Raw genomic sequence first — 13,596 nt, 5'->3', positions numbered from 1 at the left:
TTGTTTGTGCAATACTTAACTAATCGTTTATTTTTTCTCTTTTTCTAAACGCTTTTTAAGACTCAATGCTGCATCGGCGGCTAATAAGCGCATAAACTCAGATCCATTGCTTTGCTCACCTTGGCCTGCGCCTATTACAATTTCAGGCACTAAACGGCTATTACCTAAGCTTGTAAATAAAGCAGTTTGAATTTTAACCTCTGCTTTTAGCGTTTCATCAAATACATACTTTGGATCAAGTGCAGCAGACTTAGCTCTTAAACGAGCCTCAGCTAAAACATCCATACCTAATGCTTCTAAACGTTGTTGCTTTAAAATCTCTTCTTGCTCTTTTGCAAGCTCCGCTTTTACAGCCACTCGTTGCTGCGCAGAAATAATGGCATTTGCCTTAATTCGTTCAGCATCAATTTGCTCTTTAATTTTTAGCTTTTCAGATTCAGCACGTTGCTTAGCAATTGCTTGTTCACCTAAAGCCACTTCAGTACGTGCTTGTTGCTCAGCTTTTTTAAGGTTTTGACGCGCTAGTGCTTCATCAGCAGCTGCTTGCTTTTGGGCTTCAAGGCGAGCATTTACTTTGCTCTCATAATCAATATCAATAATGCTGGCATCAACGACTGTAATACCATATGCGCCTAAAATAGGAGCGTTGCGTAGCGAATTACCTTCATCGTCCATTTTAATATTAATAGTGACACGCTGCTGTTTACTTAAATTACCTAAATCGTCAGATTTATCGCGCTCACCGGTACTAATAATTTGTTCAGTAACAAAAATACCGTTGGTTAATTGATCAGCAAAATCTTGGCTTAATTGACCATTACCACCAGAGTAATGTTGCTCTACCGACATCATACGCGCCGATGCTTTTACGTTTTCTGTAGTTGCACGCATCAATAAATTAGATATTAATGTTTCTTGTGAACCAAACTCTTCGTGGATTTTAAGTAAACCACGTAGAGCACCCGACTCAGCTGCTGGTACATTACCTGGTAACCTAAAACGCGATACACCGCGTGCGCCGCCCGTTGTGGTATCTAAAAATCGAATTGGTATTAACGGCACAATTGCGCTTGCTGTTGCACCGGCATCGCCCGTAAAATTAATCGAAATTACTTTTTTATAAGCTGATGTACTACCAAACGCTTTTAAGTATGGGCCTGCTTGATTTATTACGGTTAAGTTACCTGTAAAAGCCGATTGATGTACTAAACGCTCATCAGCTTCATTCCACGAAACAACTTGCGATGTAAGCGTTGCAATTACCGCTAGTACAACAACAATTGATGACACTATAATTACATTACGACGACCAAATCGACTCATAAATGAGTCACTTTTTACTGCTGGGACTGCTTTTTCGCTATCCATTTTTATTACTCTCCATGTTTAATTTCTTTTTAACAAAGTAAATAATTTCCTGTTCACTCAAATGTGCGCAAAAGCTACCAGAGCGATGTAACTCAACAAATGTTGCAAGGATTTCTTCTTTACCTTTAGCTGTTTTATCTTGGTTTTCTTGTGTTTGATTTTTTTCTGTTAGTTGAGTGATTAAATCATCCACTATCGTGTCTTTATCAAACAGTACGTTGTATTCCTTGGATTTTCTTACTCGACTTTTATTTATATTGCTGTAAATTACATAAAGCGCAACGCATAAAATAATAACAAGTAAACTTAACCCTATAATGTAAAAAATCATAAGCTCTACTTAAATTAGTTTAAATACTTAACGAGCAATAACAATTGTAAACATTGCTATACAAATGTTAAGCCGATAATTTTACAGTAATGCTAGGTAAAAAACAGATTAAAAAGTGTTTAATAAATAAAATAGAGTTTAAGCTGTAATTTAAAAGCCGGAATAAAGTGATATTTTTGATTATATTAATAAGTTACTTTAAGTAATCCATGCACAGTAGCGTTGGGCAGCCAGAACAATAAACGCGCTAATAAATCACCTTTATCTAAACCAGTGACTTTTGACGTAATTTCAATACAATTTGATAAAAGAGGCTCTTGCTCACACACTTTTAAAAATTCAAACTGCCAAGATTCAAGCGCTAATGTACTTAATTTATAATTAATACGAGACAAAGCGACAAAATTTAATTTTGCTACAGGCATATCATATCCATCATGTAATTGGAGCTTTTCCATCAATGGTATAATTGGGTAAGCTAATTCAACTAAACGTAAACAAGGAGGTGTTTTTACAGTAAGCTTTTGTTGTAGTATCGAAAAAATCTAATACAGCGAGTTCATCTTGCTCTCCTTCAAATCCTTTAGCTAATGATACCTCCGCCTGCGCTCGCTCAACACGAGAAATTTCAGCCGGCAAAGAAAAAAGGCTTCCTCCTCAGAGCTATATTTACCTTCTGGGCGAGTACTTTGAAGAAACAGTGAAAATCCAGCACCTAAGTCATACAAGCTTGGCTTTTCCGAGGGAAGAGTAACAATGTATGCTTTTGCAAAATCTGCAAAAACTGTTTCCCCCATAAAGCTCTCAAGAGTTGGATATTCAGATTTTAAGCATTCAACTAAGCGCATAACATACCCTGCAGCATATATGTTTAAGCGGCGAAAAAATGTTGATCTTTCTTTACCTTCGGTTAATAACTCCCAAGATAAATCAGTATGTGCAGAAGCTTGCATCACTTTTTCTCTAAGATCGCCACGTACAACTAACATCGTCATCATCCATTCTTGTGTTTTCTTCAGCGTTACTTCATTCATACTTTAATCTAACCATATGTTATTTAACGGACTATTGGAGTAGAGAGTGCTATTGTGTCATTCATTGTACTAAAAATATTATCTGTGCTTGGCATGACACCTCTAAGAACTGAACGCGCTTTATTCAATTCAGTCACTAACGTAGGAAAGTCAGGTATATTGGCATCCCATTCTAATAAAGTAGCAATATTACCGCCAGCAAGTGACTGAGCCAGTCGATATAAATACCACACTTTTTCAGGCACGGGTCTGTCATGCGTATCAATAAGGCAGTCCCCCATTAATGTGGGTCCTGCTAGGTGTATCTGCACAATGTGATCATGAGGGAGATTTTTAATAAATGTTTCAGGGTCATAACCATGATTATAAGATGACACATAAACATTATTTACATCTAGCAACAGTCCGCAGCCAGTTTGATTAACTAGTTCTGTTAAAAAGTCCCATTCAGTAAAAGTATTTTGTTGAAATTCTAAGTAACTAGAAGGGTTTTCAAGTATTAATGGGCGTTGTAACAAATCTTGCACATAATGAATTCTTGAAACCACATGCTGAAAACTTTCCTTAGTTAGTGGCATAGGTAAAAGATCGTGACTATTAACACCCATTGTACCTGTCCAACAAAGGTGATCTGAAATCCATTCAGGTTCGATTTCATGAGCAAGTTTTTTTAGCTTTTCAAGGTATACCTGATTTAAGGGATCTGTACTGCCAATGTTCATTGACACACCGTGCATTACAATCGGTTTTTTTGCACGGACTTCTTCTAATACGTGACGAGCATAGCCATAATTATCAATAAAATTTTCACTAATTATTTCAAACCAATCAATCCCCCAGTCTTTTTCATTCATGAGATAAGGGAAATGCTGTGTTCTTAATCCAACCCCAAATCCCAATGGCTCTAAATTAAGCATATTTTTCGTCAAAATGTTGGTCCTTATAAATGAGTAAAGCCCCCATAAAGGAGCCTTACGGTTTATAGCTGTGTAATGGTGCACTGAATTGATTACACTAATTTTGCTATTGAAAAAATCGCTTAAGTTGAAGGCGGTAATACCAAACGAATATCAGATGGTGCCGGCGATGAAGGAATATGAATGGATTTATTATGGCCACTACCTTGCACTTTCACCAAACCTTTTGCAGCACAGTAGCTGCGCCATGCAACATCGTAAACAGCTTCACCTTGGTGATAAGGCATAGAGTTTTTTTCAACAACAGTAGGAGGTAACATATCTCTTGCAACTAATTCTGGCCATTGTATTTCTTGTGCATGAAAGTGTGGGGCTTCACCAAATTTATATAACTGCATTTCATAATTAGCATCACTTTGTGCAGGGTAAAGTTGTGATGCTGAAATAGGCACAGCGCAACCTCCCAAACTGCCACATAAATTATCTGCTGGCGCGCTTTTTAATCCTGCTGCCGCAGAACTACCGCAATTACCGCCACCCGTTGCGCTTTGCACAAAGCCACAACCACCTTGTGTCTTACACTCGTTCGACCCTTTACAGCTGTGATACGCCAATTTATCAGCACACACATTCTTATCATCACCACTACTTTCATCTATCGCCATACCTTGACACGCATGATACAACTGTTGTTTTGTTTGATTTTCAATGCCTGTAACTAGATCAGGACAACGGCCCGTAACAGCCCAACAAATAGAAACACGATCTCCAGAGCCACCCATCGCAGGCGAAGGAAATTGTGACTTAGGATCAGCCCAATATTTGTTCAGTGATGTTGTAATTCCTTTAATGGTACCAACAGCAGAAGAGCTAAAAATAGTAAACGTATTATCTATTTCTGCTGGTGAACCTAATCGATTTAAAGCCGCTGCAATATCGGATGTTTTAGGTAGGTGAGGTGCACCATCAATACCTAGCATTGCATCATTCCAAGGTTTATCTGGGTTATTTTCATGCCATACATCCCAGGTAATATAATCATCTTTAGCTATTAAGCTTTTAACTTCGTCGAATAGTTCAAAATGATCTTTCCCCCCATTATCAAAGCGCGCTTGAGCAGAGCCTGATGCAGCCGCTGTAGGATTACCTTGATCATCATACCCTGGGTAATCTTTAATTAAGCCCTCTTTACTCGGCTGAAACTTAGATTGCACGCTACTGAGCATACCCGCTTTTTTTGTTTGAGCTTTCTCAAACGAAACCGCCCAAGGCTCGGTTATCCAACGCTCTATAATCGTTTTAACCACATCATCACCTTCACCTTGGTCAGTAATAGCATTAATATTATTGATGAGCTGTAGTTTTACGTTATTCAAATCTTGAGTTGTACATTCTATTTCAGTTTTAATACCTGGATACTGCTTAGCTTCTCTCGGTGGGGTATTATTAAATTGATCTCGCTGTAAGCCATTGTCTTTTGCAGGTGAAATTAAGTGCGATAGTAAATGACTACCATCGGAATAAGTAATCTCTAAGTAATCCCAATAACACAAGTACATATGACCAATAGAGCCAAATAATGGTAAATCAGTTTCTCCCATACTCGGTGTAAACCAATTAAATGGCGCTGATTCAAAATACTTCGTTCCCACATCGCCGTTTTTCCGCTTTACTGGAGGGTTAAATAACATCTCATGTCCACGCTCAGCTTTTTCTTCAATCGCTAAAAAAAGATCGACCTGCGCCTCATTCATTGCCCTCAGCTCTACTGTTAACTTACTTAAATCAGGATCTTTGCCCTTCCAGTCTGTAAAATCTAAGATATGCGGTATTAATGTTGAATTTGCTTTATAACAATGCCAACCATAATCGTCGCTTTGTAATGCTTTACTTGTAAAAATAGGCGTGACACCTATCGTGCTAGCCATATTAGAAGCTAACTGTAGATGCAACATCTCTTCAATAAAAACGCTGTATACCTTATTAAACACATTTTCATTGGTTGTTAGTGGTTTTTCCTTAGTTGCGGCCGTTGCACCAGAGCCTGGCCACCAGCGCCCAGTGTAAAGTTTACTCCCGGCACTGTTAATTTGATGCATTCCCTTTATAGAATAAAGCGATACCATATAAATCGGAATAGTGAAAAGCTCAACATTTATAGCAGCTTGAGCTATTGCTTTTACGCACGCTAAATCGGCTTTGAGGTGACTAATGTTACGGTTTTTAAGTTTAGTTATTGCTTCTTGCTGCATTGTAGTTTTCTCCTAGATATTAATACCCCGAACACCTTAAAAACTTAAACACGGATCATTTAAGTATTTTTAAATATGTTCCTTCTAAAATACTTTAGCGTACGGGATAAAATCTTACTATTACACCAATATTACATGCGTTACAGCTGAGATTAAAACCACATAACCAAATGATTTATAAGGACATTTAGTTAAAAGCAAAAACCACGGTAGGTATTAACCTAACGTGGTTTTTAATGTTGAACATTTTGTCGTTTTATCCAAAGCGCTGAAAATAGCCGCTTGAGATAGATTTATTATCCAGAGTTCAGGTTAATTAGCATAAATAATTAACATTCATACTTTAAGGAGAAACTATTCGCATGGCCCCCAATCAACACCGTTTTCACCGCATTCATACAGCGTTGTTCCATCTTCTCGGCGAGTCTCTCTAAACCATTGCCCTTCAATTGTTTTAATAATACGTACGTTGTCTGTGGTTTTGTATTTACGCCAAAAGCTAGCATCAATAGATGTTTCGTCATCAAACTTATAGGGCATAGCAGCGAGTACAGTAACTAAATCTTGAGTGTCTAAATCAGCAGCTTTGTCTTTAACATTTACCCAATCAGATAATGTTTGAAAGTCGGCATTTTCCTCTCTAAAGGCAAAGTCAGTTTGGTAAAACGATCCCGACTCAGTATAGCTAATGCTAAAACCTCGCTCGAACGGTGTATCTAAATTAGAACTAACGCATTCATCCGCTGTTGGGAAGTTAACCGACGGGCTTGTATTATCAACGCTGTAACGCACATTACTTTTCTCAAAACTAACGTTCTCAATACTAGAGCATCGGTAAGTACGATCGACGTTAATGTATACATCATCTCTAACTCTTAATTTTCCATTTAACGACTCTTCGCCCCAAGGCGTATCTATTGATTGAAGTTGAGTTAAAATAAAATCAATTTTATCGAGTTCGTCTGTATTTTTAAGCTTTACTTGCTCATGAAAAAACTCAGTGCCCGCAAAAATAACTTTGTCGCGGTACCATGCATTTTCAAACCCATACTCTGCATCTTTTGCTGTGTCTTGGTAAATCACTGCTCTTACTTCTTCTGCATCAGGAAACTGAGCATCTAGCTCTTGCTTGAATTTATAGGCCGCTTTTAACCCCTTAACAATTGCTTGTGCTCTGTCGTAAGCGTCGCTGTCGTTAGTAGCGATAAAATCTGAGTAAATTTGTTCCGTCGACAAATTATAATGCGCAACCAAGTTTTGCATTACATTTGTTATTTCGCTTTGAAGGTTTGCAAGTAGCTCAATATTTTCCTTAAGTGCATCACAACTTAAATTATTGTTACCACTTTTTTGTAATTGAAGGCTCAACTGCTCCCAAATAACGGTTGTTAAAGGGGATATATTTCGAATATCTTCATCAGTCAAAGCTTCAATTGAGGGCGGAAATGACATTTGATACGCTTGTGTCACCTCTCCTAAATCCTCGTCAATTGCGCCAACAGGTACATCAACATACATAGTTGAATACGGCACACACAGCGCCTGCTCTTCTGTAAAATTAAAACTATAATTACCCGATTCTTCAGAGACTACAGAAGGTTCTGTTTGCTCGTCAAAAATACCATCGCCATCAATATCTAGCCATACTATTGCACCAGATACATAGCCATCAATAACCTTTCCAGTAAGAGAGATGGTGTTAACTTCTACTGGGTCTACCTTCACGGGGTCTGCATTGACTACTACAGACTCTGCAACGGGCTCTGCAACGGGCTCTGCAACGCTCGCTTTATCATCGCCGCCACATCCAACAAGGCCTAGCGTAAACGCTAATGAAATAGCTAACTGACTTTTTTTAAAAAACATACAAAGACTTCCTTTTTTGTACTTTAATTATTATTAAAAATCATATTGTTATAAATTAAATGAATTATTTTTATAAAAAATAAGTAATACCAATCTGCTTATATATGAGATCTATTTAACGTTAAGAAAATCACGCTAGAACTAGGCAAAAATTTTTTATCTAGTTGTTCTAAATAAAAAATTTTTAACGACGTTATAGTGCAATGTAGCTCAAAGATTTATGCAGATTGGTATAAATTTAAACAACAGAAATTTATTGAGTTTTTATGGGGGGATGGCAACAAGTTAACATGCCCTGTACCTATATCATTACATGGAATGTTAATTTAAGCACTTATATTTGTTAATTAACCTAAACCCTGGTTAATATATTTACTAAGGAATTGAATTATAATGATATTTAAGCTTTTTTCTCTAGCCAGAAATTCTCAGTGGAAACAAGACGAATTTACGCTTCAATAGCTGGCCTATTGCAAGTAAATTCAACGCAGTTAGCGCTGAAAATAGCTGCTCGAGATAGATTTACTATCCAGAGTTCAGATTAATTAAGCACAACTAGAAGGAGCTGTTACTTTCTAATTCAGGCTATATGTACCTAAAGTTAGAGGTTTGCATAGTAGGTGGTTTTTGTAAACGAATGTGTTTTAAATGCAAAACCCCACATTAAGTACTACCTAACGTGGGGTTTTGTTATTCTCGAAAACGTAACAGCCCATCAATGGCTATAAAGTTATTATTAAAGAGCAAGCTCTTCTTTAGCACGAGATAAGTTGTGCGATACCATTGTGCTGTTAGATAATTTTGATGCTTCGTATAAATCAGCAAGTGCAGCAGTGTCATTATGCGCTTTTAAACGTGCAACACCACGGTTGCTTAATGCGAATGACGTAAGTTGGCGAACTTTAAATTTAGGGCCATCTGCGTCTTTTAAAAGTGCGATTGCTTTAGTACAAATTGCTTCAGCTTGTGCATAATTTTTTGACTTAACATTCAGTGCGCAGTTGTTAAATGATTGCTCAAGTGGCTGTGGCGCTGTCGCAGTTTCAATAACCATTAATTTGTAATCACTTGCATCAGCTACTGCAGCAGCTGAACATGTAAGTAGTGAGCTAAGAGCGATAGTTTTGATAAGTGTAAGTTTCATGGTCGTAGTCCTGTTATGCCAATTGTTTAAATTAGTGAGCGTTTTTAGCCTCAAGAAAATAGCTTAATAACAAGGAAAAAATTATGAAATATAGTCGTTCTATATAAGTAATTTTTAACGCAGTTAGTGAGTTATTTAATTCGCTAAAATGATCATGTTTTAATAAAATTGGTATTAGTTAGCCGTGCTTGTTGCCGACAACTGAACTTTAGTGAATTACCACAAAAACGACAAACGATTAAAACAAACCTAATAAGTGAATAAATCTAATCTATAGACTTTAGTCTAATGCCAAACTACTAATTTACGGCAATTGGTATTTATACAATCAGCAACCAAACCAACACCTTATTTAGTACGTTCAAGCAACTTAACTACTTGGGCTACAACCATTTCTGGCTCATCATTTTGCGGGTAGTGATAGCTTTTATTTGTTATTACTATTTCACCTTGAGGAAATGCATTAGCCCACTTTGAGTGTAAGTCGCCCCACATTTCACGCGCTTTGTCGGTAAAAAATAATACAGATGGCTTTTTGTACTTTTTAACTGAGGCAATTACTGTCAAGGGTATGTCAGCAATTTGTGGATAATCAGGTAGTGGACGTTTTGACCAAAAATCTAAATACTGATTCGACATTCCATTTTTCATATCGTCGAGCTTTATAGCTGCAATTTCTTTTTCAGCGCTTGGTAAATCAATCGAGCGGATAATAACTACATCGTGCTCTTATATGCAAAAATCGATTTAATATAGTTAAAAATTTAGCCTCAAATTAATGCGCCACCCACTTTACAAAAAATAAACAATTCGATAACATAAAGGCTTGTTTTCTATACAGGTACGTAACTATGAAATTTTTAACTTCAACAACTATGTCTTTATTGTTCGCATTGCCATTTTTGGCATCTGCTGCTGGTGATAAAAAAGTAAAATGTGAAACAACAACAAATCAATTAGAATACTATTACGGATTAGCAAGTTGTAGTACATTTGATGGTCATTTTTTGAGTGAATATGTTTCTAAAAGTTATAGCCAATGGTATACAATAATTCAGGACAAATATGATAATGGTTCATGGAAAAACTACCGTTGTAGTAGTAACTTGCCTAATTCTGCATACGAAACAATATCAAATGAATCCTGTCAATATACTCCAAAAGCAAGTATCAACCGACATTATGTAGAAGAAAGTTACGATAGCAGAACAGATACCACATACTATGCTGCAGGGGTTATAGTTGCTCAATTTACATTTAGCGATAGAGATGGCGAGGTTCAAAAAGTAGAGAAATGGGTAAATGGCCAAAGTACAACCAAAAGTCATGTTGATATTACATCAGCCTCTGAAGTTAAATTAAAAGTAACTGATAACGATGGCAATGTAACAGAAACATCAACTACAGTTTACCCGCCTATGATGCAAACATGCTCTCGCGGAGGCCAACTCATCTTATGTGAAGGTAATTTTTAATTATTGTCTTTAACGTTTTCTCTGGTCATTACTGACACGTAAAGCCTGAGCTTAAGTCAGGCTTTACGTAATTTTAATATTTTCCAATATGGTTTCAAAAAATTGTACCCACTGTTCATAAATCATCACGGGTTTTGTGGGGCTTCTCATTATTTTCTACCTTCGTGAATATAGTTTATCCTATCTTATAAACCAGCAATCTTCTGTATAATCTGATTTATCTAGCACATTCATTATATAACCACTCTAACTTAGGCATCATTCAATCTCGTACGATAAACCAAAAAACACAAAAAAGCCCATATTAGGCGCTAACCTATTATGGGCTTTTTTACTCTCGCTATCTATATCATGCTTTTAATAAGCACTTTATAAAAAGACCTTATAGAGATAATTCTTCTTTAGCACGAGTTAAGTTGTGCGATACCATTGTGCTGTTAGATAATTTTGATGCTTCATATAAATCAGCAAGTGCAGCAGTGTCATTATTCGCTTTTAAACGTGCAACACCACGGTTGCTTAATGCGAATGACGTAAGTTGGCGAACTTTAAATCTAGGGCCATCTGCGTCTTTTAAAAGCGCGATTGCTTTAGTACAAATTGCTTCAGCTTGCGCATAATTTTTTGACTTAACATTCAGTGCACAGCTGTTAAATGATTGCTCAAGTGGCTGTGGCGCTGTTGCAGTTTCAATAACCATTAATTTGTAATCACTTGCATCAGCTACTGCAGCAGCTGAACATGTAAGTAGTGAGCTAAGAGCGATAGTTTTGATAAGTGTAAGTTTCATGGTCGTAGTCCTGTTGGTTAAGCCGTGCTTGTTGCCGACAACTGAACTTTAGTGAATTACCACAAAAACGACAAACGATTAAAACAAACCTAATAAGTGAAGAAAATTAACCTATAGACCTTAGTCTAATACGGTTAGCATTTTTCTATATATTTAAGTAGCTTACGCACCAACCCTTGTGTCTGAAATAGCTATCTTGCGTTTTAGAACGTATATAATTATTTATGCTTTTATTTAGTCCGTTTTATTTTAAGCATCTTGCCTTAGCGTAATTGAATAACAATCAAAAAAATTTATACATTTAATCACATGCAATACTAAGTCACGTATTTATAATTTCGACTCTAGTAACTTTTCATCATTAATGAATTAACTGTTTTGAAACACACACTTCCCTTTTTGTTTTTATAAGAGGTAATAAAAAGCGTGTGAAATACAGCTATTTCACACGCTTTTAAAAAATTATATTTAACGGATAGTTTTGGCTACTTTACCAATACTCAAACCCTGAATTAAAACAGAAAACACCACAACCGCATAAGTGAGAGCTAATAAAATATCGCGCTCGTTCCCATCAGGTAATTGCAATACCAGTGCAACCGAAATACCACCACGCAAGCCACCCCAGGTTAAAACTTTCCATGCGCCAGATGGCAACTCTAATTGCTTATTAAATGTAGTGGTTGTTATACCCACAACGATTAAACGTGCGAGTAAGGCGATTAAAATTGTTAACCCACCAGCAATAAATAAATTACTCGAAAATGCAATCATGACGACTTCAAGCCCTATGAGTACAAATAAAATGGCATTTAAAATTTCGTCAATTAGCTCCCAAAACAAATCAACGTAATGGCGTGTTTTGTCGCTCATAGCCATACTACGGCCATGATTGCCCACCATTAACCCTATCATTACCATTGCAAGTGGGCCCGACAAATGCCAATGGCTTGCCAGTGCATAGCCACCAATAACGCCCGCTAAAGTAAGTAGTACTTCTTCTTGATAACTATCAATACTTTTGAGTAAGTAATATAAAATACCACCTAATACCAAACCAAAAACAATACCGCCACCCGCTTCAACCGCCAGCGTGTGCGCTACATAATAGGTTGTAGGAATATCACCACTTGATAAAACACCCAATAAAAGCACAAAAATAACCACGCCAATACCATCGTTAAATAACGATTCACCCGCAATCACGGTTTCAATACTTTTAGGCGCACCCGCAGATTGTAAAATTCCCATTACCGCAATAGGATCGGTTGGCGAAATTAATGCACCAAACAGTAAACACCAAATAAACGCTAAATCAAAACCAAGCAAAGGAAGTACTAAATAAAGCGCGCCAGCAATAATAACCGTTGATAGCAACGTACCCACACAGGCTAAAATGCCTATTGGCAATTTATAGCGCCTTAAATCGCTAACATTTACGTGCAGCGCCCCAGCAAAAAGCAGCATAGAGAGCATGCCATCAAGCAAAACTTCAGTAAAATCTAACTGATCGAGCAAGCTCACTTCGTAATCTATAAGATCATCAAACCCTAAAAAGCTCAAAAATATAGCCGCAATAGAAACCACCATCGAAATAACCATTACACCAATGGTTATTGGCAAGCCAATAAAACGGTGATTCACATAGGTGAGTAACGCCGTAATTGATAAAAATATCGCGCCAATTTCAAATATGGTTAAGCTGCTTGTAAGTTCCATTTTTATTAATCCGTAATATTAAATTAGTTATTATTTAGTAAGTCCGTAAACTTGTGTTGTTAAAACACAAAAAAGCCATGTTAGGAGTAAACCTAACATGGCTTTTTTGTACTGTCGCTATTTTATATCATGCTTTAGTAAGCACTTTATTAATAAATCTTATAATGAAAGATCTTCTTTAGCGCGAGATAAGTTGTGCGATACCATTGTGCTGTTAGATAATTTTGATGCTTCATATAAATCAGCAAGTGCAGCAGTGTCGTTGTTCGCTTTTAAACGTGCAACACCACGATTGCTTAATGCAAACGATGTAAGTTGGCGTACTTTAAATTTAGGGCCATCTGCGTCTTTTAAAAGCGCGATTGCTTGTGTACAAATTGTTTCAGCTTCTGCATAATTTTTTGACTTAACATTCAGTGCACAGCTGTTAAATGATTGCTCAAGTGGCTGTGGCGCTGTTGCAGTTTCAATAACCATTAATTTGTAATCACTTTGCTCAGCCATTGCAGCAGCTGAACATGTAAGTAGTGAGCTAAGAGCGATAGTTTTGATAAGAGTAAGTTTCATGATTATTGTCCTGTTAAGTTAGCCGTGCTTGTTGCCGACAACTGAACTTTAGAGAATTAACACAAAAACGACAAACGATTAAAACAAACCTAATAAGTGAATAAATCTAATCTATAGACTTTAGTCTAATGCC

12 protein-coding genes and 1 pseudogene are annotated in these 13,596 nt (G+C 36.8%); 1 reads left to right on the top strand and 12 read right to left on the bottom strand.

The window, feature by feature from the left end; all coding sequences use genetic code 11:
• Positions 1 to 27: 27 nt before the first annotated feature.
• The 9 genes and pseudogenes from P4S65_RS11890 to P4S65_RS11850 form a co-directional block, all read right to left on the bottom strand.
• Positions 28 to 1,368 (bottom strand): SPFH domain-containing protein, encoded by a 1,341-nt coding sequence (locus tag P4S65_RS11890; protein WP_182755567.1) that lies wholly within the window; start codon positions 1,366 to 1,368, stop codon positions 28 to 30.
• On the bottom strand, positions 1,361 to 1,699 hold the full coding sequence (locus P4S65_RS11885; RefSeq protein ID WP_007375493.1) for a hypothetical protein: 339 nt from the start codon (positions 1,697 to 1,699) through the stop codon (positions 1,361 to 1,363). Before P4S65_RS11885 ends, P4S65_RS11890 begins: the two co-directional genes overlap by 8 nt.
• A gap of 185 nt (positions 1,700 to 1,884) precedes the next feature.
• Positions 1,885 to 2,124: a hypothetical protein gene (locus tag P4S65_RS11880; protein WP_337120226.1), complete on the bottom strand. Its 240-nt coding sequence runs from the start codon at positions 2,122 to 2,124 to the stop codon at positions 1,885 to 1,887.
• A gap of 162 nt (positions 2,125 to 2,286) precedes the next feature.
• Positions 2,287 to 2,733: an HvfC/BufC N-terminal domain-containing protein gene (locus tag P4S65_RS11875; RefSeq protein WP_337120225.1), complete on the bottom strand. Its 447-nt coding sequence runs from the start codon at positions 2,731 to 2,733 to the stop codon at positions 2,287 to 2,289.
• A gap of 23 nt (positions 2,734 to 2,756) precedes the next feature.
• Positions 2,757 to 3,650, bottom strand: coding sequence for an MNIO family bufferin maturase (gene bufB / locus P4S65_RS11870; protein ID WP_337120753.1), 894 nt, complete (start codon positions 3,648 to 3,650; stop codon positions 2,757 to 2,759).
• Between the two features lie 122 nt (positions 3,651 to 3,772).
• Entirely contained in the window at positions 3,773 to 5,902 is a 2,130-nt protein-coding gene (locus tag P4S65_RS11865; protein ID WP_337120224.1) for a ferritin-like domain-containing protein, read from the bottom strand.
• A gap of 354 nt (positions 5,903 to 6,256) precedes the next feature.
• Positions 6,257 to 7,768 (bottom strand): hypothetical protein, encoded by a 1,512-nt coding sequence (locus tag P4S65_RS11860; protein WP_337120223.1) that lies wholly within the window; start codon positions 7,766 to 7,768, stop codon positions 6,257 to 6,259.
• Between the two features lie 736 nt (positions 7,769 to 8,504).
• The gene (locus tag P4S65_RS11855) at positions 8,505 to 8,912 is read right to left on the bottom strand and encodes a hypothetical protein (protein ID WP_096792885.1); all 408 of its coding nucleotides are present in this window, start codon (positions 8,910 to 8,912) and stop codon (positions 8,505 to 8,507) included.
• A gap of 348 nt (positions 8,913 to 9,260) precedes the next feature.
• Positions 9,261 to 9,641 (bottom strand): annotated as a pseudogene (locus P4S65_RS11850) (alpha/beta fold hydrolase); the annotation flags it as partial.
• Between the two features lie 146 nt (positions 9,642 to 9,787).
• Here P4S65_RS11850 and P4S65_RS11845 point away from each other — a divergent pair.
• Positions 9,788 to 10,387 carry a hypothetical protein gene (locus tag P4S65_RS11845; protein WP_149604853.1) on the top strand — a complete coding sequence of 200 codons (600 nt, stop codon included), beginning with the start codon at positions 9,788 to 9,790 and terminating at the stop codon, positions 10,385 to 10,387.
• 382 nt (positions 10,388 to 10,769) lie between these two features.
• Here P4S65_RS11845 and P4S65_RS11840 read toward each other — a convergent pair whose 3' ends face one another.
• From P4S65_RS11840 to P4S65_RS11830, 3 genes are all read right to left on the bottom strand, one after another.
• A complete protein-coding gene (locus tag P4S65_RS11840; protein ID WP_306725264.1) occupies positions 10,770 to 11,177 on the bottom strand; it encodes a hypothetical protein in 408 nt (135 codons plus the stop codon).
• A 468-nt stretch (positions 11,178 to 11,645) separates the two neighbouring features.
• On the bottom strand, positions 11,646 to 12,896 hold the full coding sequence (locus tag P4S65_RS11835; RefSeq protein ID WP_337120222.1) for a cation:proton antiporter: 1,251 nt from the start codon (positions 12,894 to 12,896) through the stop codon (positions 11,646 to 11,648).
• Between the two features lie 159 nt (positions 12,897 to 13,055).
• Positions 13,056 to 13,463 carry a hypothetical protein gene (locus P4S65_RS11830; RefSeq protein WP_096792882.1) on the bottom strand — a complete coding sequence of 136 codons (408 nt, stop codon included), beginning with the start codon at positions 13,461 to 13,463 and terminating at the stop codon, positions 13,056 to 13,058.
• Positions 13,464 to 13,596 lie beyond the last annotated feature (133 nt).

It is taken from the genome of Pseudoalteromonas sp. B131b (assembly GCF_037162545.1).
In the GTDB taxonomy this organism is placed as follows: domain Bacteria; phylum Pseudomonadota; class Gammaproteobacteria; order Enterobacterales; family Alteromonadaceae; genus Pseudoalteromonas; species Pseudoalteromonas fuliginea.
The sequence above is the reverse complement of the archived record's forward strand: the minus strand, read 5'-3'. Positions and strand labels throughout refer to the sequence as shown.

What these genes read in the sequence shown, in the direction of transcription:
- P4S65_RS11890 (WP_182755567.1), bottom strand. Translation starts at nt 1,368, where the DNA reads ATGGATAGCGAAAAAGCAGTCCCAGCAGTAAAAAGTGACTCATTTATG.
- P4S65_RS11885 (WP_007375493.1), bottom strand. Translation starts at nt 1,699, where the DNA reads ATGATTTTTTACATTATAGGGTTAAGTTTACTTGTTATTATTTTATGC.
- P4S65_RS11880 (WP_337120226.1), bottom strand. Translation starts at nt 2,124, where the DNA reads ATGCCTGTAGCAAAATTAAATTTTGTCGCTTTGTCTCGTATTAATTAT.
- P4S65_RS11875 (WP_337120225.1), bottom strand. Translation starts at nt 2,733, where the DNA reads ATGAATGAAGTAACGCTGAAGAAAACACAAGAATGGATGATGACGATG.
- bufB (WP_337120753.1), bottom strand. Translation starts at nt 3,650, where the DNA reads ATGCTTAATTTAGAGCCATTGGGATTTGGGGTTGGATTAAGAACACAG.
- P4S65_RS11865 (WP_337120224.1), bottom strand. Translation starts at nt 5,902, where the DNA reads ATGCAGCAAGAAGCAATAACTAAACTTAAAAACCGTAACATTAGTCAC.
- P4S65_RS11860 (WP_337120223.1), bottom strand. Translation starts at nt 7,768, where the DNA reads ATGTTTTTTAAAAAAAGTCAGTTAGCTATTTCATTAGCGTTTACGCTA.
- P4S65_RS11855 (WP_096792885.1), bottom strand. Translation starts at nt 8,912, where the DNA reads ATGAAACTTACACTTATCAAAACTATCGCTCTTAGCTCACTACTTACA.
- P4S65_RS11845 (WP_149604853.1), top strand. Translation starts at nt 9,788, where the DNA reads ATGTCTTTATTGTTCGCATTGCCATTTTTGGCATCTGCTGCTGGTGAT.
- P4S65_RS11840 (WP_306725264.1), bottom strand. Translation starts at nt 11,177, where the DNA reads ATGAAACTTACACTTATCAAAACTATCGCTCTTAGCTCACTACTTACA.
- P4S65_RS11835 (WP_337120222.1), bottom strand. Translation starts at nt 12,896, where the DNA reads ATGGAACTTACAAGCAGCTTAACCATATTTGAAATTGGCGCGATATTT.
- P4S65_RS11830 (WP_096792882.1), bottom strand. Translation starts at nt 13,463, where the DNA reads ATGAAACTTACTCTTATCAAAACTATCGCTCTTAGCTCACTACTTACA.